Here is a 22,331-nt window from a genome sequence, read left to right as displayed (position 1 = left end):
CCACACCCCGGGTTTGTTGGGTGTGTGGTGGTAGCGTTACGGTGGTTATAGCGTGGGGGAAACGCCCGGTCCCATTCCGAACCCGGAAGCTAAGACTCACAGCGCCGATGGTACTGCAACCGGGAGGTTGTGGGAGAGTAGGTCACCGCCGGACACTTTTTTGAAAGGGGAGGCCCTTATCAAACACCCCGCTCGTTGGGCGGTGGTTTGGTAGGGGCTTCCACCCATTTAACACACAAACACCCTCACCGCCATTGGGTTAGTAATCTTCTATGGGAGTTTGGGTCCTGCCTCATCGTGCAGTGTGTGTTCTTCGCGCAGGTGCTTTAGAATACCTCTATGGTAGAAATCCAAAATGCACACTGGACACAGATGCGTCATGAGACCGCATATAATATTGCGCGCCTACGCTATCGTGTCTATGTTATGGAACAGGGCATCACATCCGTTGAAGAACTCGATGGTCGCGATTTAGAGCCTACTACTCAAGTGTGGTGGATCCAGATTGAGGGAGTCCCAGTCTCGACTCTTCGCGTCCTGCGGGAAGACTCTCATACCCTGTCTATAGGCCGTGTAGCGACAGATCAGCCCTTCAGAGGACTGGGCCTTGCCAGTGCGTTGATTCGTGCCGTGATGGCCTATTACCCAGATCAGCGGCTCGTCATGCATTCACAATCCCATCTACAGGACTGGTACCGCACATTTGGACTCGAGACGCAGGGTGAGCCATTTTATGAGGCAGGTATCGAACACGTCTCAATGGTCCGGGACGCCATGCTGCAGCCAGATGAACAGCTCACGGCCGATATCGATACTTCCTCCCTGTGGGCGATTAACGAAGACACCCCATCGGAAGTTGATCCTGGCACACCCGACCCTGGCACACCGCAATACTTTGAAGATCTGCAGCGCCGCTACTTGATGCGGCGCGGTCGTCGCTCTTAGTCTTTCGGTTGCATCACACATCACCGGACGCGTTAGATGAGCTGCTGTGACAACTGTTCGGAAGTTGCAGCGACATTGAAGTACGTGGTGCCGGGCTCAGTGTGTTGGCCTGCAGACAGGCTATCCGCAACCACCGGCTGAAAGCCCAATACACGGACGAGTTCGGCCACCTCCTGCGCCGCTTCTGGGCTATCTGACGAAACGGCAGCAGCTCGAGCATCATCAGATCGTGGCGCGTCCATTGCCCAATGGGAGATGTGATTCAGGGCTTTGACGACCTGTGCATTGGGGAACTGCTGGGCAATGACCTCCGAGGAACTCAAACCCGATCTCAAACCCGCTGTGAACCACTCCGGAAGAGGTTCCTCTTCCCAGCGGTTCGTGGCGTCTACGAGAATGCGAGTATTGAACCATTCAGGGTCCACATCGTCGAGATCTTCTTGGGGCACAGCTAATACGACAAGCTCAACGCCAGTACCGATCTGAGGGGCATATACAGCTTCAGCATGCGGTGCATATTGCAAGAGGTGATATCGCATTTGGCTCGGAGATCTTGTAGACGCTATTTGTACGTCCACCCCTGCACGGGCGGCAGCCCTAGCAATGGCAGTTCCCGCACGGCCGGCGCCCAAGATACCTATTCTGTTATTTGATGACATTTCGTTGGGCTCCCAGACCTTCAATACGTGTTTCGACAACGTCACCTGGTTGTAGCCACGGGCGCCGTCCATTCTCATCACGCATGGCTAGTGCGACACCGCCGGGAGTCCCAGTCATGATGATGTCGCCTGGTAACAACGTAATCATTTCCGAGAGATACTCGATCAACTCCGTGACGCCAAATACGAGGTCACTAACTGAGTCATTCTGACGAACCTCGCCGTTGACCAGTGTTGTCAGCTGCGCGTCATGATCGAACTCGTCGTCGGAAACGAGCCAGGGTCCTATAGGAGTTGTTGCCTCGAATATCTTCCCTTGCATCCACTCGTCGGTGCGTCCTTGATAGCCACGCAGTGAGATGTCGTTACTGACGGCATAACCGCCTACGTGACGCATGGCCTGATTCTTCGGAATATTCTTTCCGGGGGCCCCAATGATGACTGCGAGTTCACCTTCGTAGTCCATGCGGTGATCGGCTTCCGGAACAGTAATATCAGAGAATGGACCCGTAAGCGTCTGACCATATTTGGCAAATACTGTTGGATAATCTGGCAACTCGAGACCAGTCTCCAAAATATGGTTGCGGTAATTGAGGCCAATGCAAAAGATCTTCGACGGGTACGGAATCAATGTGTCATAACCGAACTGCGTTACGTCAAGTACTTTGCCGGGGTCTTCTTGGGCCTCGCTCATCGCCGTTCTAATTGCGATGGTACGTTCACGTGGCGGCAAGGTCAGGTAGGCACCGGCATCGGTAATACCCTGGAGCTCTATCGCCTGGGTGGCGTATTCAACTCCGTCGTCATCGAAGGAAGTTTCGGTAATTACCGCTGCAAACGTGGCGCCCGGTTGATCAGGTCGCGCGTGAGGCAGTCGAAAGGTAGCAATTTTCATAGTTCCAAGTTCACCATACTCTCAACCTTCAGGGAACGATGCATGACCTTATAACGTCGATCTGACTACGCGTACAGTCAAATCTGCGTGATTTAACTGGTGTGCTCGACTGGATCGGGGACAATGGAGATATGTTTGAACCCCTGGATTTACAAACGCCGCAACTAGCCGTCGGCATAGGTTTTGTGTTTGCGATTGCCGGCGCAGCGATCCTAGCGCATGCTCTCTGGCGCAAACGTCGGCTCAAAGCCTGGAATGAAGGTGAGTCCAGGCGGTTCGAAGGGACGGACTCCCGTGGCGAGCGTTCAGATGCGCCGAGAGATGTTCGCATTGAGACGATCGCAGCGGCAATCGCACTGGCTCTTGGCGTGGGCGGTATCGCCTATGGGATGGTAGGACAGGTTCACCAGAACAATCTTGTCGAATCCAACACGATCGCCAAGTACCCCGAAATTGAGCAAGTCGTCCCAGAGCAGTGGCGTGGAAACCTCTTGGAAGCACACGTGACGACTACCGACGGTGAACAGCTTGAGTTGCGGATTGCTTTTGACCCGGACACGGGTGAACCATCAATCCAAGGTGAGCATCCAGAACTGTCGGAGTCGCAGTAGTTCATCAGGCAATATACAGTTTGTTTACGTAGACTCTATCTCGTTCAAAACTTAACAACCTCGATTCGCTTAGGTAAAGGATAATGGCCAAAAACAAATCAGCTGGCAATTCCCGTGATGCAGCACGGCAGGCGCATGCCAATCAACTGGCAGCAGAAAAACGTCGCTCCCGCACGATCACCTGGACAATCGTTGGGGTGATTGCAGCCGTGGTTGCTATCATCGTCGTCGTAACGCTGATGAATACCTCACGTTCAATCCCTGATGCAGGTCCTACACCGACCTCGGGGACTGCTTCCGGCGGGATCCTCTTTGAAGACGGCGTGCCGGCCGAAGGTGATGCGCCAGATGAGGTTGACGCTACCGAGGTTGATGAACCGAACCCTGAGAGCGCAGGGGCATCCCCGACCGAAGTGCCAGGGGCAGATTCCGCAGATATCATCATTTATGCTGATGCCAACTGCGTACACTGTGCATCCTTTGAAGCGGAGAACTCCGAAGCAATTGGTGAGCTCGCCGCTGACGGTCACTCTGTTGAATACCGTTTAGTGAACTTCTTAGACAATCCAGGTACCGATAACTATTCGTCCCGAGCTGCCAACGCAGCGACCTGCGCTGCTGAAGAAGCTCCAGAGAGCTCCTTAGACTTCGTTAGCGAACTCTTTGCTAGTTACAACACGCATCAGGGCGCTGGTCTAACAAACGACGAGTTGGAAGGTGTCGCCTCCGATGCGGGAGCTGACATTAGCGACTGCATCTCAGATAACACCTACCGTCCCTTCGTGAACTTCACAACCGCAAAGGCAATAGAAGCTGGGATCGCCGGAACACCTTCTGTATGGGTTGACGGTGAGTACTATGAAAATACCGGCGGAGGTGAATCCTTCCAAGAGTTTGCCGAGGCACAGCTCGAAGGGTAATGAAGCAAACAAGTAGTCGTACAGTTTTTGTTTCCTGCTGATTTGGGCTAGACTAGCCAGGGTCGACACGACCTAGGTTAGTCGGCCACGCCTCCTTAGCTCAGCTGGCCAGAGCATCTGTCTTGTAAACAGAGGGTCACCAGTTCGAATCTGGTAGGGGGCTCTCCCGCCCTAGTATGTTGCAAACACAATGTACTAGGGCTTTTTCGTGCCCGCAGTGCCCGCAGTGCCCGCAGTGCCCGCAGTGCCCGCAGTGCTCGCTGGCTTTAGCTACTACACACAAGGGTCGCCGGGGCAGTTCAAAGAGCGGTCCCATCGGGCCAGAAGTGAACACCCGATTCCGCGTACGTCTACAAGGTACAGCATCGTCAGTGCATAAAAAATCCCACTACCCGTGATGGGCAGTGGGATTTTTGTATGGATGATCTAGGTGGCGGCGTCCGTCTTATCCGGCCTGGTCGACCGTCTCGGATTCGTCGTCGTAAGCCGATAGCCACTCAATGACAGTCGGTAGATAAGTGGTCAGACCCTTGTACTCCGCCAGATCTGGATGCAGGTCGCGCAGTACGCGGTGCAGGCGCTTGCCCCACCCTGGAACGGTTACCAGATCGTTGAGACTAATGAGGTAACAGCGAATTGGAAACAGCAGGGCGTTCGAGCGAGGCAACCGGAAGAAGGTCTGGAGTTCTACTCGTAGGTGAACCTTCTCGCCAACATTCTCCGGAGTCACCGTGGTGCGGTCGACGCCCCATGTGTTGTAGTTTTCAGGGCTGGTATCTAAACGGGGGTTGATGGTCATGGTCCAGTTCAAACGGCGCCCGGGATTATGCTGTTCAATGCTCAGCAAATACTTGAGCGCTCGATCGAAGATACCCATTTCATGGGCCAGCGGGACTGGTCCATGCCACTCGTAAAAGTCCATGCCGATGTCGAAATCTAGCGACCAGTCGGCCTGGCTTGTGACGGTTCCAGCGTCCATCCACAAGTTGTCCGCGCGTTGGTCCAGGACCGCGTAATCGCCCTGTACCTGACGAGTGACGTATTCCAATGGTTCCATTGGAACGTCACCTCGGCTACCAGGACGAGGTGGCAGCGTGGACGAATCACCGAAAGTGAAGGTGTGGTCAAGCCCAAGCGGACGGTTGATCCAGTGCCAGGTCGTGCCATCACGTTCTAAGGTGAAATGTTCTGGGTAGTCACGCGCCATGAGGCCGAACAGCAGCTCAAGCGTGTCCCACGCGGCGGTCTCCATGTGAGGCAGCGTCTGGGTGCGCTTGGGGTCTTCTGCCAGAACCATGGCGCGGTCTTCCATCTCTGCGACGTAGTGTTCGTCAACGTCGATGGGGTGTTCCAGTACAGAGCCGCGCTCACCGGGATTATGCTGTTCCATGTTGACTGCGTACATGTACGTGTCTTCGTCAAAGGGGAATGGAAAGCGCTGGATAGCTTCTGGACTGTTGTAATAGGTGAAGTCATCTCGGAACGTCTCCGAGTTGAATGTGATCGACATTTTCATCTCCTTGCTCGGTGGAACTCTCACACCGAACCGTTTACAGCTTGAGGGTTAGGTCTTTCCCCTTGAACCGCGACATACAAATCATGATGTGCTCACCCGATTCGCGTTCCTTATCTGTGAGGAATTCGTCGTTGTGCAGGATTTCCCCGTCAGCCTTGAGCACTGTGGTCTCGCACCGACCGCAAACTCCACCGCGGCAGCCAAAGTCCGGTTCGATTCCGGCGTCTTCGACTGCTTCGAGAATCGAGTCTTCGGGGCCGACGTGGACATTCATGTCTGATTCTGCCAGTGTCACATCGAATGGATCGCCCGGTGGTGGTCCGAGGAACTTCTCCCAGTGGAGATCTTCTTCGGGCCAACCGGCCTGGCGAGCAATTTCAAGAACATCGTCAATCATGCGCTCTGGGCCGCACACGTACAGGTGAGTTCCAAGTGGCTGGTTGTCGAGCAGTTCGTCAAACTGGATTCGCTGTCCCAGGCTGGACTGATAGGTGTGCAGTTGTTCTGGGTACAGATTCCCGAGCTCGTCGCTGTAGGCGGCGCGTTTTTTCGAACGCATTGCATAATGCAGCTCGAAGTCAGCGCCTCGTGCAGCAAGCTGCGGCGCCATCGACATAAACGGTGTAATGCCGATACCACCGGCGATCAAGAGATGTTTATTCGCAAGATCGTAGATGGCGAATTCATTATTCGGCGGGTTAATCCACAGCGTATCGCCCTGGGAAACCTCCGTGTGCATGAAATCTGATCCACCGCGTGAATCATCGACACGCAAAACAGTAATTTCGTATGCATCTCGAGCATCGGGGGAACTGATGAGCGAATATTGGTTCTTGATTCGCTTCTCAGGTCCATCCATATTCACCGTGATATTTGATCCCGGAGAAAACACAGGCAAGTCAGCTTGATCGATCGGAGTGAAACGGAATCGCCGGATCTGCTCGGCGACCTCGTCTACTTCGTCAACTCGTACCTTGATTGCATTCTTTGGTGGTTTCATGGATACACTTCTTCGACTTCAGGCGTTTCGCCTGGAGTTTCTACGGTTGCCGAGACGCCCTGGAACGCCGCGAGACGACGAGAATGGTGATCTCGTACTTCTAACGTCTCGCCGCAACGAGGGCAATCATAAAATGAGGTGGTCACACCTTCGGCGATGAACTTGCAATGCACGCACTGAACACGGCGGGCAAGTGATCCTCGGAGTTCGGTAATGACCGATTCATGGTTGATGCCATAGTTGAGGGCTTCTCGTATGACCAGCCCGAGGAACGTCTCACCGCCAACCGCATAGAGTCGAGTACCCATTTTGGCTGTTTCCAAGAGTTTGCTTAAGCGGTGCAGGGCTTCTTTCCGGGTCAGCGCTTGGTTGACGCTGATCGGACCGAATTCTTCGAGCTGCCCCACATAGTCCTGATCATCGCCCTCATTGGACGTCAAGTAGACCACGTGGGTGCGTGCGCTAAACCCTTTTGGGGCTTCGTTGAGCATACGCAGTACTGACAGCATGCCCTCGCCCTCGGCAATCACGAGATTCCACTGTGCGCTAGGCACTGCGGCCAGCTCGTGGTACTTCGGACGACTCTGAATTTCAGCTGGTGGGCTGGTGATCTTCTGCTGCATGGTTTAGGCCTTACCTCGAGGCTTCAGCTTCTTCGGATCCTCAAACGGTAGGCTGTGAGTCTTCGCAGCAGTCGTGTCGGCCTCGCCCTGTACCTGGACTGCGATGTCTGGGGTCGCGAGTTCTGGGTTCAGCCGTGCTAGCGCCACAGAGCGTTTGGTGATCGGTGAGTACATGCCACAGGTCACGACGCCTACGTCGTTGCCCTTGTCGTCAAGGACGCGATCGCCAGCTTCGGCTGCCTGATCTGAATCCAGCTCCACGCCGTACAGGCGGAAGCGTTCTTTTCCTTCACGGTGCTGGTGCTGTGCAATGCCGCGGAATTCTTCGTTTGTTGGGCTGACGGTGAAGGTCAGGCCCAGTTCCCACAGGGTGTCGCCTGGCAGGTCATTCTCGTGTGGGTGTGCTTCAGACATATCGTCTGGGAAGAAGTACATTGCACCTTCGACGCGGAACATATCCAGGGTCGAGAACTGTACCGGAATGATGCCCTGGTCTTTGCCAGTTTCGAGGATGGTGTCCCAGATGTCCACGGCATCGTCGAACTTACAGAAGATTTCGTAGCCTCGTTCCCCGGTGTAGCCCGTGCGGGAAATCAGAACGGAATGACCAAAGAGCTGGGTGTCCATGTGGTGGAAGTACTTGAGGTCACGCAGGCCAGGAATATGCTGTTCCAGATAATCCACCGAGTTCGGGCCCTGCAAGGACAGAATTTGGACGTCGCTGTCGAAGAGCACTGCTACGTCGCGGCCAACGGCTTCCTTGTTCAGCTGCTCCAGAGTCGTACCGCTGCCGTGGACTACGAGCCACGAGTTCGGACCAGTGCGGTAGATGATGCCGTCGTCGACAAGCATGCCGCGATCATCGAGCATGGTCGCGTAGGCAGCTTTGCCCGGGTAGATCTTTCGAACGTCACGAGTGACTGTGCGGTTGAGAACCCACTCGGCGTGTGCGCCGACAACGTGGACTACGTTCAGGCCAGAAATGTCCATCAGGCCTGCCTGGGTGCGAATCGCCTTGTAACCGTTATCGATGTCGTCGTCGTATTCCCAGGCAGTTGGCATACCGTTCCATGGTTCCAAGGTAGACCCTAGAGCGCGGTGGCGTTCAGTAAGAGCGGATTTTCTCCAAGTGACAGTCATTACACCCTCATCCTCATCATTCTGCGTTCGAAAATAATCGATTTTCTGCTGATATGGGTCAGAGTACGCGTCGGGAGTGTGTCGGCCAACACTGTTTCGCTTATAAGAAAACCAAAATTCAACCAGTGCATTAGGTGTGGAATGTTGATATGCCTTGAAGGTCGCTCGGGTCGTGGCGAGCTTGCTAAGTTGGGGTCAGCTGCCGCCATGAACTTTGGAGGAGTCAACGGGCGGCAGAGAGCTGACAAGGGGTGACGAGGCGTGGCTGACGAAAATGCTGTCGACGCGAATGGTGGGGATGCGGGGACGCCTGCTCCCATACAGTCAGTGGATCGTGCGATGCAGATTTTGGAATTGTTGACTGAGTCGTCCTCACTTGGGACGTCGGCCATCGCCCGGAAGCTTGGTGTTCATCGATCGACGGCGTCAAGATTGTTGACCACCCTGGAGTTACGCGATGTTGTTGAGCAAGTTTCGGACCGTGGGGAGTATCGCCTCGGACTGGGACTCTTGCGCATGGCGTACCCCGTGTCGACCCGCTTCGACCTCGCCCGTGACAGCCAAGTGGTTTGTGATGCATTAGCTGAGGCGACGCAAGAAACATCGAACGTGGCAATACTCGATAGTGGTTATGCGGTGACGATTACGCAAAGCGCAGGCCAGCGCATGGTCGGGGTCGCTGGGCAGTATGTGGGGCAGCGAGCTCCACTGCACGCAACTTCTACCGGAAAGCTTTTGCTGGCCTATGCATCGTCTCAGGTGTGGGATCGGTTCAACGTGGAATCGCTTGAAGGCTTCACTCCGGCAACCCGGACCGACTTTGCTGAGTTAGCGGAAGAACTCGAAGTGATTCGGCACCGTGGGTGGGCCGCGGCTGTCGGGGAGTGGGAAGAGGGCATTAACGCCTTGGCAGTCCCTGTCTGGGATGCAACCGGGAAATTAGTGGCCGCGGTGTCAGTGACTGCGCCAGACTTTCGTATGCCCGAGGCCGGATTTGAGCAGTTCTTGGGAGCGCTCAGGGTTGCGGCAAAAGATTTTGAAGCGCGGCTAGGTTTCTCCCGAGTTGACCCCACGATCCCTGGTGCTTAGTCCGCGGCGCGGCACAAAAATTTAAGCTCCCAGAGCCCTTTACCTGTGATGGACGTCACGCGTAGAATGCTGGTATGTGGTGCATAGTTCGAAACATGCATCGCATTATGCAACAGCGAGGGCGGGTTTTAGTGTCCGCTACGATGCGCTCTCCTTTCTCAGTGGGAGGTCCTACATGAACATGAATATCCCTTCCGTCGATCAATCCGATCGTCATGTACCTATTAATTTGCGCCAGTCTGGTCCCACGTCGGTCGAAATGCTGATCGATACCCGGGTTCGAAAATCCCCGTATTGGCATCTTTCTATGGATGCGGGCTGTTGGCGTGCTTCTGTATATAACCGGATGTACCATCCACGCGGCTATGTTCGCCCCGAAGATGGGGGAGCCATGGTGGAGTACGAGGCGCTCGTACATCACGTCACGCTGTGGAATGTCGCCGTTGAACGCCAGATCCAAGTCAAAGGGCCAGATGCCGAAGCATTCGTGAATTTCGTGATTACTCGAGATGCCACGAAGATACCGGTCATGCGGGCACGCTATGTGATCTTGTGCAATGAAGCAGGGGGTATTCTCAACGACCCGGTTTTGCTCCGCATTGCTCAAGATGAGTTCTGGTTCTCTATCTCAGATTCGGATCTGGAGCTCTGGTTACAGGGGATCAATGTGGGACGTCGCTTTGACGTCGACATTCAAGAGATCGACGTCGCACCGGTCCAAATTCAAGGGCCGAAGTCTGTAGATTTGATGGTAGATCTCTTTGGTGACGCCATTGCTGAACTGCCATCATATGGTCTTGCTGAGGGTCAGGTTTCTGGGCATGATGTGATTATTTCGCAAACTGGTTTTTCTGGGGAGAAAGGCTATGAGATTTACCTCTATGATGCCTCCCAGCATGCCGAGGATTTATGGAACACTATTCTGCAGGCAGGTGAGAAGCACAAACTATCTGTGATCGCGCCGGCGCACCATCGTCGCATTGCTGCTGGCATCCTCTCGTGGGGTCAGGACATGGACCAGGAGGTTCTGCCGTTTCAGGTGAACCTCGCTTATCAGGTGCCGCGCAAAAAAGATGCACCCTATATCGGGAAAGCAGCACTGGAAGAGGCACGCGATCAACTAGATGTTGGGGTGTACCCATTTACCCACCAGATGGTTGGCATGATTATGGGCGGTGCCCCGATTGACGACTACGCCCCGGACTTCTGGCTTATCTCGCAAACCGCCGAGGCAAGTCCAACCGGTTACGTCACCTCGCCGTGGTTCTCTCCGGAGTTGGGGCAAAACATTGCCATGGGGTTCGTGCCCATTGAGGCTTCCGCCATTGGCACTGAATTGTGGGTGCACCTACCGGAAAAATACTCGGATATTCCGGGCAGTCCGGTGGCGGCCCAGGTAGTCCCCGTGCCGTTTCGAGAATCCGTGAACCCCAATCAGCGTGAGATTCTGCAGCAGAGAGGAATGGATGCCGCGCTGTGAGCCGTACACCACTTTAGTATCCTACGTGCCCCCGGGCGATGGCCTAGCTGGTCGTGCCCGGGGTGCTTTTTGTCTTCTATGGTTCTGGCAGGATGGCGATGTGTGTATTGTTAAATGCATTCCTGACGATAGATACGCGACGGAGTGGTCATGTCTCTTCCACGCCAGCCAGTAGATCTGAGTGCGAACGATCATCTGTCCTATGTGGCAGAAGGATCGCAACCTTATGATTTGTTTGAAATCTATTTGGGAACAGACGGAACCTACTCTGCTGCTCTTATAACCCACGTGGTGCTCCCGGAATACCTGCCAGCGAATTTTCGAGGACGAAAACAACGGAAATTTATCTCACAGGTCGGGATAGCTGCCCTGGAGCAGACCGTGACCAATCACTTCCCTGAACCGCGGTTCATCGACCTCGATGACGGCGGCATGCTGGAGTTCTTGCTCGAGGTGCCAGCCGGACAGCCCGTGGTGCCGACAGGGCTTGAGCAGCGGCTCCTCAGTGAGACTCGTGCGGCAGAGTTCTACCAGCACCTCTCGGATGAGCATAGCCGATTTCGCGCTGAACTCGATCAACAGCTCAGGAACGCCGCGTACGGGACAAAATGGCAGAAATATTTTCTCTAATCTGCTTGAGGTCAGGCGGACGACAAGCGTTATTGGTTTGCGCGTAAATGTCGGAAATTGACCACGTTCGAGGGCTGGTCGCGTTTCAAATCGCCTAACGACGGTGGTGGCTGAGGCGCAGGACCCTTGCCGCCTTCGACAATCTGGCCAATGAATTCTGCAATCCACGGCGGAAGCGGCTCCCACCCGGTGAAGTATTTCTCCCGGTTCGAGACCTTTTCGGCGTGGGTATAGGTACTGCGCAGCGCCTGGGCAATTTCTTTCTCTGTTGAAGCGGGAAAGAGCTTGGCCCGGATCTCTCCGTTGGTGATGGTGCGCTCAATGATGGGTAACGTCCGCCAGTGCTTGAACGCAGAAGACGCGGCGTAGGCTCCACCGCCACCGTGCTGTCGTGCTGAAGCGTTGACCATCCAAGCGTAGAGAAAATCGAACTGGCACAATGAGTTCAGCAGCGTTTCAGTTGTGCGGGCTTTATTGGTATTCAGTCCGAAGTCATGCAGGACGTCTGGTCTCAGGAGGGGAAACGTCCGAGCCCAAGACAGTCCTTCCGAAATCATGGTGCCGTTATCTTCGTCATGCGGGTTTTCCTGGACCGGCTGGGATGAAAACGGATACTGGTTATGGACTGAGGCTTCGATCTGGCCGTAACGAATCCAGGAACTGTATCGCGCATGCGTCGGGGTTCGCTGAAACGGTCGCAACACGAGCTCAGGAATGAGTTCCCAGCTGCCCGTGCGGATGGCGGCAGCACCGAATAGATAACCGGCGACAACCGTTGTCGCCACAGCACTGGGTGATTTTGAGATAGAGGTAAACGCGTCGTACATGGTCTCAAGGGTTTTGATGGCCAAATCATGGTCATCAGCCAGCATTGCTTCGCACCCGACGCCAACGAGCCGGACCAAGGGCTTGATGAGATCGTCGTTCGTCACGATGTCATCGCGAGAGTTCTGCAGGAAGATCTTCAGCTCGGCTCGATTGCCCTGCCGAATGTTGGCTCGAATGGCACTGGACACGGTTTCATCCGCTAGGAACGGTTCTAGCGGTACATTGACCTTGCTGTTCCCGCCGATTGCGTCGGCAAGCTTGGACATCAGGGAGTTTACGTCGCTGGTCGCGGCTTCTTTCATATGCTGGTCGTGCTGTGCTAGCACCGATGGCCAGTCCCGATAGCGCACCGGTACGTTTCCTGCGCCATCTCGAATAAAAATTTCGCCGGGCCGGAACACGGTTTTTGTTTTCATCCGGCCTTTGCCATTGGGCTTATTGTATTGTCCGACGCGCATCATCGGGACGGGGAGGCCGGAACGGGTAGAAAAGATCGCCACTACGACAACGTCACTGCCATTGACCGTATGGATCTGGGAGACAACTTCGATATCGGCTTCAATGTACTTACCAATTTTGTCCCGCAGTGTAGCGCCATCAAACATTTGCGGGTTTTTGATGCGCCATGGTTTGTCCGGCAAGGTGCCCTCATCGGTGATACCGACCAGAATGTAACCCCCGGGCGGACGATTTGCCATGGCTACGGCGTCTTTGACGAAATCAAGTTCGTGTTTCCGATCGCGTAAATCTAGCTCGACCTTGAACTCCAGCTGAGTCTGTTCTCCGAGCCGGAGCAGCTCCTGAAGTTTTTCCTCGTCAGTTCTTCCGTCCCATACCACTGCCATAAGTGATCCCAATCGTGCGAATATAGCTAACCTGATCCGAGTACGGTTCAGGCCGGTCACAATCTCCCAGTGCGTCTTCATGGTCCACGCTAACGCACGATTGCAACGAAAGGGGAGAGCTGTGGTGAACTTTGTTGGACGCTCATCGTCTGTGAAATGCCGCGGTAAGCTGGCGTTTACTTTAGACCATCGCCGACTAGGAGACTTAGAACTTTCGTCTCCTCCAATTCATCTACCGCTCGCGTTAGGGGATATGACACACCGTGGCGCTGGTCTGCAAATTTTGAGCGCATATTGCTTCAGTATGCTGTGTTGTCAGTGGTACCGTAAAGCTCAACTATCTTGTGCCAATGGTCATTGGCGAAACATTCTAGGCCTGAGCCATAAAGGAGACGCATGTCGAACGATCAGGACCCGAACGACAAGTGGTCGGCGCCGCAATGGCCTCAAGGAGATGGCGCTGCTAATCAATCTCCCCGGGGTGACAACGAGCCAACCGAGGCAATACCGCCACAGAACCAGTGGCATGACCCGCAATGGGCCAGTCCGGGGCAGCACGAACCGCAGCATACGAAACCATTTTGGCAGGGCCAAAACGACTCACAATGGCAGGGTCAAGATCATGCGGCTTGGGCGCAGCAAGACCCCCAAACGTGGCCCGGTGCGCAACAGCACTCATACGGTGCTTCAAGCCAATGGCAGGGGCAGGCGGGTCAGTTTTACGATCCAAACCAGCAGTTCTATGACCCTAATCAACAGTATTATGATCCGAACAACCCTCATGCCTGGCAGGGTGCGCAAATGCCCGGAAGCGGACCGCCACCGAAACCTGCGTATAAGCAATGGTGGTTCTGGAGCATTATCGGCATCGTGGTCATCGGTATTGTTGTCCTGATTTTTGCCTTGTTCCTCCGAGACGACGAAGATCCGAACGCCACGGATCCGGCTCCAACCGAGCAGACTGATCCGACCCCGGCAGATCCGACAGAGTCGTTGGACCCGTCCAACGACCCTGAAGTAGAGGAACCTGACCCAGCAGAAGGGCGCGAAGATAACGGTGGAATGGCACCGGGCACAGGCGGAAGCAGCGATGATGCTCTCGCGGCAGCCCAAGAACGAATTGATAGCGCGTATTCCTATTGGGGCCCGGATGACATGGCTGGTCTATTGGAGATCGACGGGTACGACAGCGAAGCCGTGGATTATGCCATCACGAATTTGGATGTTGATTGGGAGGAGCAAGCAGCCGGTCAAGCACAAGAGTTGGTGGACAGCGATTACAACGGCTATTCACAAACGGGTATTGAAGATTATCTGGAATATTCGGGATTTGAGTCCCAACACATCGATTCTGCCCTGAATGGTCTTGACGTGAACTATAACGAACAAGCGGTCGAAGCGCTCGAGTCGTATCGAGACCTGATGGATGATTCCACCGACGAAGAGGCTCGTAGCTACTTGTCCTATACAGGTTTCACCGACGAACAGATAGACCATGCCTTCAGCAATGCAGGCTAAGTGATGCACCAGAAAATTATCACAGGCTCCTCGGTTTTCGGTCAGGAAATGAACGAAAATCGAGGGGCTGGTTGAACCTCGAGTAGTGTGAAATTCTGATACAGTATTGCCGTTATCGGATCCTTAGCTCAGCTGGTTAGAGCGTTCGCTTCACACGCGAGAGGCCGCTGGTTCGAGTCCAGTAGGATCCACTGTTTCCCGGGAGATTTTGCCCGGGATTTTTGCTTGGAGGGAGGGCAACGGTGGCGAACGAAGAACGTAAGAGCAACGATGTAGAAGAGGAACTCGAACCGAGTACCGTCAAAACTTCGCAGAGTGACACGGGCGATACTGAGTCCAATGAGCCGCTGCCCGAGGTCGGCATCATGCCCGTCATCCGTCCGGCCGTGACGCTACCCAACCCTGATGTTGAGGCACGCCAGGTGGTGCCGCAGATCACCGAGCCCGAAACAGCTCCACAGGATCCAGTGCCTACCTCGGTGCTTTCCACGGACGACGATATCGAAACCGTACCTCAGCCTCTCCGGGATCTTCCTAACGAGGAAGAAGAGGCAGCGTACATTCAGGAAAAAACGGATCCTGATACACGAAAATTCCCGGCACTGACGACCTGGCGTCAAGCGTTTCAAGGCATCGGGGACCGGCAGAAACAGAAAAAATCTGACTACGATACCGAACGGGCGAGTTACGTCGACGACTACGCGCCCACGACCGAGGCCTTGCCAACCCAGGCGATACGACTGGTGGATCGACTAAATGATTCACCGTATCAGCTAACTGGTGCACGGTATAAGGCGGTTGCCGAGGCAAAAGATGCCCACAACACCATGTTGCTGGCATTGAAGCTAGGCGAAACCATGTTCAGGTTTGGTGCCGGAGCCCTTGAAGTGGAGACTTCTATCATCGTGGTCACCCAGGCTTATGGCGTCTACGATGCTGAAGTCGACATCACGAACCAGTCGATTTCGTTAAACTTCGCGCCCGTGGGTGAGCCTCCCGCCACGTATCAGCGGGTCGTGCGCTCTTGGGGATCTGATTTTGCAGGGTTGGCCGATCTCCATGAATTAGTGTCGGGCATTGCCGCAGGAGATGTAGGACGTGACGATGCGCAGGCGACCTTAGCTGCCATTCGGCACCGGAAGAAAACGTTCCCACCGTGGGTTGCCTTTGTGGCCAATGGTGTCTGGGCTACGGCTTTCGTGCTGTTTATTGGGGGATCCTGGTTTTCGGCACTGCTGAGTTTGGGAGCATCTGCCCTGAGTATGGCGACCGTGTTTGTCATGACGCGCTGGCGGGCACCGGATGTGTTTGCGACCATGGCCGGCGGGGTTATGGCGACCGCACTGGCGTTCGGGCTCTACTGGTTGGATGTTTTCCGAGACCCCGCACTGATGATCGCGGCGTCGTTGATTCTCTTGGTACCCAGTCTTCGGATTGTATCTGCTGTGCAAGACGGGATTAATGGCTTCCCCATTACCTCGGCCGGCAGGATTGTGTCCTCGGTGCTGACTTATGTTGGTCTGGTAGCAGGCATCGTGGTCGGCATTGTCGTTCTCGCGATGTTGGGTGCTCCAGAAATTGATATTACTCAGCTGCCAACGCCACGGTATCCGCATTGGTTGGTCTGTATCTTTGTTGCGGTTGCAGCTATGGGCAACTCCATTGCAGGACAGACAAGGTTACGCCTCATTGTGCCAACAGGGCTGGTTTCAGCGATCGGCTACATCGTCTACGTCACGGCGATCGAGGTTGGATTTGGCCCAAGTATTGCACCGGCGGCGGCAGCAGTTGTCTTAGGATTCTTTGCCAGGATTGTTGCGTTGAGCTTGCGTGCGCCGCAACTGGTGATCGCGGTTCCAGCGAGTATTTTCTTATTGCCGGGGTTGATGATTTTCCGAGCGATGTATCAGATGGGATACAACGTGGACATGATGTCTGACGGGGTCTCAGTGCTTTTGCAGGCCTCAATCATTATCTTGGCTACAACAACGGGACTCGTACTGGGCGACTCCTTGGCACGCCCCATGACGTCGGGGCTCAGAGCCAATGAGCGTCGTCGTCTTGCCCATAGCTAATCAAAGAGCGTCGGGTGTGCAGCAGTGGGCTGGGCTGTTTCGGTAGCCCAATCAATCGGTGTTAGACCGTGACTGTTGAGGAAAGTGTTAGTTCGCGAAAACGGTTTGGACCCAAAGAACCCACGTCTGGCAGATAGCGGCGAAGGGTGTGCGGACTCGACGACCAGCGTGTTTGGGGCAGTGAATAATGGGGCAAGTGTTCTAGCCTGCCCGCCCCAAAGCAGGACCGCCAGGGGAGCGTCTCGTTCGGCTAGTGCTTTGACGACTGCCTCGGTGATCGGTTCCCACCCGATGTTGCGATGCGAACCTGCGTCGTGTGCGGTGACCGTGAGCACACGGTTTAGGAGAAAGACGCCCTGAGCTTCCCATGCGCTGAGGTCGCCGGAAGCTGCTGGTTCGAGCCCAAGATCGTCGCGTCGTTCAAGAAAAATGTTGGTGAGTGATCGGGCGATGGGCCGGACCGATGGGTCCAATGCAAAGCTGAGTCCGACCGCGTGTCCGGGGGTGGGGTAGGGGTCTTGGCCAACGATCAGGACTTTAACCTGTTCAAATGGCAAACGGAAAACACGTAAAACGTGTTCAGGGCTGGGCTCGATGTGCTCGCCGGCATCGCGTCGTGCTTGCAGCTGCTCCATAAGTTGGTGCAACTGGTGACTGACCGGTGCTAAAACGGGATGCCACGAAGAATCAATGTCAGGCCATAGTGAAAAGGACATAGGTTTAGCCTAACGAATACTACGGATCGGAGTAGTTTAGACTGGTGGGCGATGATTGGATCTGAAAGGGGACGCATGGCAACGCTGAGTGCGACCGAGCAGCACATGCTGGAGTTTGAAAAACGCTCCTGGCATTACGCTGGCGCCAAAGAACGGGATATTTCCGACACCTTTGGTATGACACCGACCCGGTACTATCAGAAGCTTGCCCGCCTGATTACTACCGAGCGTGCCTATGCCTATGCGCCGATGTTAGTTGATCGCTTGTTGCAATCACGGTCTACCGTGCAGCGGGCAGAGGGTGTTGCACAGTGAGTCAAGAATCTTCTGAACAGAAGTATGCACACGATCGTTTTGACGACGTCGAGCCCTACACAACGCAGCAAGGTGCGCATCGCAAAGACTTTGCGCCACCGAAGGGGAGCGGTCATCTCAACGCCATTATTCTTGCCGGCGGACTTGCTCTTGCTATCGGTGTTGGCGCCTTCTTGTGGTTGTTGCCCTCCGATCCGCTGAATCAGGCAGAGACGGCGCCTGAAGAAACGATTAGTGCAGCAGTTGAGGACGAGCCGCAGGATCCAGAGGAAACGGTGGAGCCAGAGGATGTTGTCGAGCCTGAGCCGACTGCCGAAGACGATGACCTAGAACCGTTCGAGACCTCAGGCCCTGAAGACACGACAGAGACCGCTGAGATGGATGAGCCGGATGCTGAGGAGCAAGAGTCTGATGAGCCGGTGAACTATGAGGTCCCTATTGGGGTTTACAACGCGTCTACTGTTCAAGGGCATGCGGCATCGGTGGCCCAGGAACTCGGTGGGGCAGGCTTTAACGTGCCGGTTGCTGACAACTGGAGTGGTGCCGTGCCAGCTTCAAACACCGTTTATTTCTCTGATAACGAAGCGACGGCGAATGCTGTGGCAGAGGAGCTCGGAGCAACGGCAATCTACGAACCGTCAGTCGACGGGGTTGTCGTTGTATTGACGGGCAGTTAATAAACCTTTAGCTACTTGCACTCAAGTGTTCCGAGTGCTAAAACTGGTGTTAGCACTCTCTGGGTATGACTGCCAAAGCATGCTCGGAGGATTACCTCACCATAAGATGAAATCTTTGTACCGCCACCCGGTTAGGTGCACTGGTTTGCCGTCGCGGGCACTTTGGTGCAGGTGCGGAATCTACTCGTCCCGAAAGGACCGTGCAATACATGGCTAAGACCATTGCATTTGACGAAGAAGCACGCCGCGGCCTCGAAACGGGTTTGAACACCCTGGCAGAGGCTGTCAAGGTCACCTTGGGCCCCCGTGGCCGTAACGTCGTACTAGAAAAACAGTGGGGCGCTCCGACCATCACGAACGATGGTGTATCGATCGCACGTGAAATCGATCTGGAAGACCCATACGAAAAAATCGGCGCCGAGCTGGTTAAAGAAGTTGCCAAGCGCACCGATGACGTCGCCGGTGACGGCACGACTACCGCAACTGTCTTGGCACAGTCGCTCGTCTCGGAAGGCCTACGCAACGTTGCCGCCGGTGCAGATCCAATTGCCCTGCGTCGCGGCATCGACAAGGCTGTTACCGCAGTAACTGATGCACTCCAGGCACAGGCTCGTGAAGTCGAGACCAAAGAACAGATCGCGAACACTGCTGCAATTTCAGCAGGCGATACTGAAATTGGTCGTCTGATTGCTGAAGCTTTGGACAAGGTCGGCAAGGAAGGCGTTGTCTCCGTAGAGGAATCCAACACCTTCGGCCTGGATCTGGAACTGACCGAAGGTATGCGCTTCGACAAGGGCTACATCTCCGGTTACTTCGCCACCGACGGCGAACGTCAGGAAGCTGTTCTTGAAGATCCATACATCCTGATCGCTAACTCCAAGATCTCGAACCCACGTGACATGGTTGGCATCCTCGAGAAGGTCATGCAGTCGAATAAGCCACTGCTGATCATTGCTGAAGATCTCGAAGGCGAAGCCTTGGCAACTCTGGTTGTCAACAAAATCCGTGGCACCTTCAAGTCAGTAGCTGTCAAGGCTCCAGGCTTCGGTGACCGTCGTAAAGCCATGCTCAACGACATCGCCATCCTTACCGGTGGCCAGGTTATCTCGGAAGAGGTTGGCCTGAACCTTGAGAACGCAACCCTCGATATGCTGGGTACCGCACGCAAGGTTGTTGTAACCAAGGACGAAACCACCATCGTTGAAGGCGCTGGCGATTCCGAACAGATCGCGGGTCGTGTTACCCAGATCCGTGGCGAAATCGAAACCACCGATTCAGACTACGACCGTGAAAAACTGCAGGAGCGCTTGGCCAAGCTGGCCGGCGGTGTAGCAGTCATCCGCTCCGGCGCTGCAACCGAGGTTGAGCTGAAAGAGCGCAAAGCTCGTATCGAAGATGCTGTTCGTAACGCGAAAGCCGCAGTTGAAGAAGGCATCGTTGCCGGCGGTGGCGTTGCCCTGATCGAGGCTGCACAGACTGCATTTGAAAACCTGCAGCTCGAGGGTGATGAAGCCACTGGTGCAAAGATCGTTCGGGTTGGCGTTGAAGCTCCACTGAAGCAGATCGCCCAAAACGCCGGTATGGAACCAGGCGTTGTCGTCGATCGCGTGAAGAAGCTTCCAACCGAAGAAGGTCTGAACGCAGCAACCGGTGAGTACGTCAACCTCCTTGACGCTGGTATTAACGATCCGGTCAAGGTAACTCGTTCCGCTTTGGAGAATGCTGCTTCAATTGCTGGTCTCTTCTTGACCACCGAGGCTGTCATTGCTGACAAACCAGAACCTGTTGATCCAGCTGCCGCTGCAGGTGGCATGGACCCAATGGGCGGTATGGGCGGCATGATGTAAGGCTTTGCCTTAGCTGCTCCAAGATCGCGAGATCTTACACTCACCCCCGGCATTGACTGGGGGTGAGTGCTTTAACCCGATGGTTCTGTTTCCAAGCGCTGCAGCACCAGATAGGATGATGCAGTAGGTCAGAAAGGAACACCGTGGGGAAATTGCTTCGTACCGTTCGCAATGTGACGATCACCGCTGGCGCTATTGGAGCAGCCGGAGTGTGGTACCGGAAACGTGCTGAACGATTGCTGTCACTTCGAGCGCAGACCGTGCTGGTCACCGGCGCCGGCTCTGGTATTGGACGCCTTCTGGCCATCGGCTCGGCGCAACGTCGTGCCGCCCATGTCGTTGTATGGGATATTGACGAGGTTGTCGCCCACGAGGTCGTCCAAGAAATTCTCAACATTGGAGTCGATGCATCGTATGACGTTGTTGATGTAACCAGCGACGAGTCGGTAGATACTGCAGGTGAGGCGGTGCGTAACCGCATTGGTAGTATCGACTTTCTGGTGAACAACGCAGGTGTTGTGACCGGCAAGCCGTTTCTTGAACAGAACCATGAAGACGTGGAGCGGACCTTCCAAGTCAACGCTCTAGCGCTCTACCGGGTGACGCGCCAATTTCTTCCGGGCATGTTGACCAACCGTTTTGGCTCTGTCACTGTTATCTCTTCCGCTGCCTCACTTACTGGAGTCGCACGCCAGACGGACTACGCTGCCTCGAAGTGGGCCGCTCACGGGTTCACTGAGTCATTACGAGCCGAGATGCGCCACCAGGGTCACAACCTTCATACGTTATCCGTACATCCGTTCTATGTTGCCACCGGAATGTTCGAAGGTGCTAGCTCTCCTAACGCCCTGTTGCCGATTTTGGAGCCGGAAGACGTCGCAGACCGGATATTCCGTACATTAGAAGCTGGTAAACACCAGCTCATTCTGCCGGCCAGCGCTTCCATGGCCAGATGGTTGAATCTACTTCCTGTGCCGCTGGCTGATCGGTGTCGAGATCTTTTCGGGATCAACTCGACCATGGATCGCTTCGTCGGACGCGACCCAGATCTCGCGAGTTAGCTCAGCGGCTTGCCCCGTCGTGGGTAAAGCTCGGACATGAGGTTCCGCCTTGCAGACCGTTCCCAGCGTTTTCTGCCGGTGTGCGTATTGAAAATTGGGTTTTGCGCCAGCATGCCACGGATGAATTTTTCGCGGCCGACGACGAAGTCTTCGTCGTTGACTTTTTGAAAATCTTGACGCACGCCCTCGCGGTACCGCTGATAGGCTCCGCTGGAACGAGCCAAGACCTCGAGATCAGCGTCAATGAGCACCTTGCCGCCGAAATCTTCCTCAATGGGATCATGGGTGAATGTCAGCCGGATTAAGCGTCCGGTTTCTAAAATTTCCGGACCGGGGACGCCAAGCTCTGGTAGGACGCGTTCTGCAAGTCGTGCGGAGTCTTCTTCGTCCTGCCCTGGGGGATGCATTGGGTCAGCGCGATAGATAGCATCATGGAACCACGCGGCAAGTTTTACTGCCCGGGGGAATGGTCCCATGGATTCGCCCTGACGTTCGAGATACTCGATGGTCTTGAGCACGGACATCAGATGCGTTAGGTCGTGGTAGTGCCGGTGGTCTTCATCCCAGCGTTCCAATAAGGCATCGCATATTGGATCACGTTCGAGCTCTGACGTATTGGGAAAGAGCCGAGCGAAACGTTGGTGCAGAATTTTTTCGAGTTTGGAAGATCGCTCTGCTGCGGTAATGCGCAACCCCGATTTCACCAGGCGACGGACCAGTTCCGAACCGGACACTTCCTGTGCTCCGGCAGCGACAAGCTCTTCGTACATACTGACCGGAACGTCATAGTGGTCCCCGTCGAAGGCATTGGGTGCGACCCCGGTTGCACGGGCAAAAGCGTGCAATTCTTCTAGTGACTCGTCAGACACTAGGTGGGAGAACACGGTGCCGTGTGCGGGCCACCGTGCGGGATCGATCAATACGGCCATTCTCCTAGCCTA

Annotated in this window: 21 protein-coding genes, 2 tRNA genes and 1 rRNA gene; 15 read left to right on the top strand and 9 right to left on the bottom strand. The window is 55.0% G+C overall.

The window, feature by feature from the left end; all coding sequences use genetic code 11:
• Positions 1-37 precede the first annotated feature (37 nt).
• Together rrf and G583_RS15995 are read left to right on the top strand one after the other, a co-directional pair.
• A 5S ribosomal RNA gene (rrf, locus tag G583_RS0112725) occupies positions 38-154 on the top strand.
• A 185-nt stretch (positions 155-339) separates the two neighbouring features.
• Complete coding sequence (locus G583_RS15995; RefSeq protein WP_022871562.1) at positions 340-945, top strand: GNAT family N-acetyltransferase; 606 nt, start codon at positions 340-342, stop codon at positions 943-945.
• Between the two features lie 32 nt (positions 946-977).
• On the opposite strand, the gene G583_RS0112715 is transcribed toward G583_RS15995, so the two are convergent.
• Both G583_RS0112715 and G583_RS0112710 read right to left on the bottom strand, forming a co-directional pair.
• Complete coding sequence (locus tag G583_RS0112715) at positions 978-1,604, bottom strand: NADPH-dependent F420 reductase (RefSeq protein WP_022871561.1); 627 nt, start codon at positions 1,602-1,604, stop codon at positions 978-980.
• Positions 1,591-2,499 carry a fumarylacetoacetate hydrolase family protein gene (locus G583_RS0112710; protein ID WP_022871560.1) on the bottom strand — a complete coding sequence of 303 codons (909 nt, stop codon included), beginning with the start codon at positions 2,497-2,499 and terminating at the stop codon, positions 1,591-1,593. The genes G583_RS0112715 and G583_RS0112710 overlap by 14 nt, the downstream gene beginning before the upstream one ends.
• A 131-nt stretch (positions 2,500-2,630) precedes the next feature.
• Here G583_RS0112710 and G583_RS0112705 point away from each other — a divergent pair, with 131 nt between their 5' ends.
• From G583_RS0112705 to G583_RS0112695, 3 genes are all read left to right on the top strand, one after another.
• On the top strand, positions 2,631-3,110 hold the full coding sequence (locus G583_RS0112705) for a hypothetical protein (RefSeq protein ID WP_022871559.1): 480 nt from the start codon (positions 2,631-2,633) through the stop codon (positions 3,108-3,110).
• A gap of 83 nt (positions 3,111-3,193) precedes the next feature.
• Positions 3,194-4,030 (top strand): DsbA family protein, encoded by an 837-nt coding sequence (locus G583_RS15990; RefSeq protein ID WP_022871558.1) that lies wholly within the window; start codon positions 3,194-3,196, stop codon positions 4,028-4,030.
• An 89-nt stretch (positions 4,031-4,119) separates the two neighbouring features.
• Positions 4,120-4,193, top strand: a tRNA-Thr gene (locus G583_RS0112695).
• A 282-nt stretch (positions 4,194-4,475) separates the two neighbouring features.
• Here G583_RS0112695 and G583_RS0112690 read toward each other — a convergent pair.
• From G583_RS0112690 to G583_RS0112675, 4 genes are read right to left on the bottom strand one after another with little or no spacing between them, the layout of a single operon-like run.
• Positions 4,476-5,540 (bottom strand): heme-dependent oxidative N-demethylase family protein, encoded by a 1,065-nt coding sequence (locus tag G583_RS0112690; RefSeq protein WP_022871557.1) that lies wholly within the window; start codon positions 5,538-5,540, stop codon positions 4,476-4,478.
• 40 nt (positions 5,541-5,580) lie between these two features.
• On the bottom strand, positions 5,581-6,546 hold the full coding sequence (locus G583_RS0112685) for a PDR/VanB family oxidoreductase (RefSeq protein ID WP_022871556.1): 966 nt from the start codon (positions 6,544-6,546) through the stop codon (positions 5,581-5,583).
• On the bottom strand, positions 6,543-7,169 hold the full coding sequence (locus G583_RS0112680) for a dimethylamine monooxygenase subunit DmmA family protein (RefSeq protein ID WP_022871555.1): 627 nt from the start codon (positions 7,167-7,169) through the stop codon (positions 6,543-6,545). Before G583_RS0112680 ends, G583_RS0112685 begins: the two co-directional genes overlap by 4 nt.
• A gap of 3 nt (positions 7,170-7,172) precedes the next feature.
• The gene (locus tag G583_RS0112675) at positions 7,173-8,309 is read right to left on the bottom strand and encodes an aminomethyltransferase family protein (RefSeq protein ID WP_029629579.1); all 1,137 of its coding nucleotides are present in this window, start codon (positions 8,307-8,309) and stop codon (positions 7,173-7,175) included.
• Between the two features lie 261 nt (positions 8,310-8,570).
• Between G583_RS0112675 and G583_RS15985 the strand changes: the two genes are divergently transcribed.
• From G583_RS15985 to G583_RS0112660, 3 genes are all read left to right on the top strand, one after another.
• Complete coding sequence (locus tag G583_RS15985) at positions 8,571-9,398, top strand: IclR family transcriptional regulator (protein ID WP_022871552.1); 828 nt, start codon at positions 8,571-8,573, stop codon at positions 9,396-9,398.
• Positions 9,399-9,579: 181 nt separating this feature from the next.
• Positions 9,580-10,878: a glycine cleavage T C-terminal barrel domain-containing protein gene (locus G583_RS0112665; RefSeq protein WP_245540632.1), complete on the top strand. Its 1,299-nt coding sequence runs from the start codon at positions 9,580-9,582 to the stop codon at positions 10,876-10,878.
• Between the two features lie 150 nt (positions 10,879-11,028).
• Positions 11,029-11,508, top strand: coding sequence for a hypothetical protein (locus G583_RS0112660; protein ID WP_022871550.1), 480 nt, complete (start codon positions 11,029-11,031; stop codon positions 11,506-11,508).
• A gap of 29 nt (positions 11,509-11,537) precedes the next feature.
• Here G583_RS0112660 and G583_RS0112655 read toward each other — a convergent pair whose 3' ends face one another.
• Positions 11,538-13,181 (bottom strand): AlbA family DNA-binding domain-containing protein, encoded by a 1,644-nt coding sequence (locus G583_RS0112655; RefSeq protein WP_022871549.1) that lies wholly within the window; start codon positions 13,179-13,181, stop codon positions 11,538-11,540.
• A 396-nt stretch (positions 13,182-13,577) separates the two neighbouring features.
• On the opposite strand from G583_RS0112655, the gene G583_RS0112650 reads away from it, so the two are divergent.
• The 3 genes from G583_RS0112650 to G583_RS15980 all read left to right on the top strand — a co-directional run bounded on the left by G583_RS0112650 (position 13,578) and on the right by G583_RS15980 (position 16,774).
• Positions 13,578-14,699 carry a RecX family transcriptional regulator gene (locus G583_RS0112650; protein WP_022871548.1) on the top strand — a complete coding sequence of 374 codons (1,122 nt, stop codon included), beginning with the start codon at positions 13,578-13,580 and terminating at the stop codon, positions 14,697-14,699.
• Positions 14,700-14,816: 117 nt separating this feature from the next.
• Positions 14,817-14,890: transfer RNA gene (locus G583_RS0112645), tRNA-Val, on the top strand.
• 51 nt (positions 14,891-14,941) lie between these two features.
• A complete protein-coding gene (locus G583_RS15980) occupies positions 14,942-16,774 on the top strand; it encodes a threonine/serine exporter family protein (RefSeq protein ID WP_022871547.1) in 1,833 nt (610 codons plus the stop codon).
• Here the strand turns inward: G583_RS15980 and G583_RS0112635 are convergent.
• On the bottom strand, positions 16,771-17,490 hold the full coding sequence (locus tag G583_RS0112635; protein WP_022871546.1) for a uracil-DNA glycosylase: 720 nt from the start codon (positions 17,488-17,490) through the stop codon (positions 16,771-16,773). The genes G583_RS15980 and G583_RS0112635 overlap by 4 nt on opposite strands.
• A gap of 75 nt (positions 17,491-17,565) precedes the next feature.
• Between G583_RS0112635 and G583_RS0112630 the strand changes: the two genes are divergently transcribed.
• From G583_RS0112630 to G583_RS0112615, 4 genes are all read left to right on the top strand, one after another.
• Complete coding sequence (locus tag G583_RS0112630) at positions 17,566-17,805, top strand: DUF3263 domain-containing protein (protein ID WP_022871545.1); 240 nt, start codon at positions 17,566-17,568, stop codon at positions 17,803-17,805.
• Entirely contained in the window at positions 17,802-18,482 is a 681-nt protein-coding gene (locus G583_RS0112625; protein WP_022871544.1) for a LytR C-terminal domain-containing protein, read from the top strand. Before G583_RS0112630 ends, G583_RS0112625 begins: the two co-directional genes overlap by 4 nt.
• Before the next feature lie 209 nt (positions 18,483-18,691).
• Positions 18,692-20,329, top strand: coding sequence for a chaperonin GroEL (gene groL, locus G583_RS0112620; protein ID WP_022871543.1), 1,638 nt, complete (start codon positions 18,692-18,694; stop codon positions 20,327-20,329).
• Between the two features lie 143 nt (positions 20,330-20,472).
• The gene (locus G583_RS0112615; protein WP_022871542.1) at positions 20,473-21,390 is read left to right on the top strand and encodes an SDR family oxidoreductase; all 918 of its coding nucleotides are present in this window, start codon (positions 20,473-20,475) and stop codon (positions 21,388-21,390) included.
• Here G583_RS0112615 and G583_RS0112610 read toward each other — a convergent pair.
• Positions 21,387-22,319 carry a DUF4031 domain-containing protein gene (locus G583_RS0112610; RefSeq protein ID WP_022871541.1) on the bottom strand — a complete coding sequence of 311 codons (933 nt, stop codon included), beginning with the start codon at positions 22,317-22,319 and terminating at the stop codon, positions 21,387-21,389. The two genes, G583_RS0112615 and G583_RS0112610, sit on opposite strands and share 4 nt — an antisense overlap.
• Between the last annotated feature and the right edge of the window lie 12 nt (positions 22,320-22,331).

Origin of the sequence: Yaniella halotolerans DSM 15476 (assembly GCF_000420805.1) — a bacterium.
Taxonomy (GTDB): Bacteria; Actinomycetota; Actinomycetes; order Actinomycetales; family Micrococcaceae; genus Yaniella; species Yaniella halotolerans.
Note: the sequence above shows the minus strand (reverse complement) of the source record. Positions and strands in the feature narration are given on the sequence as shown.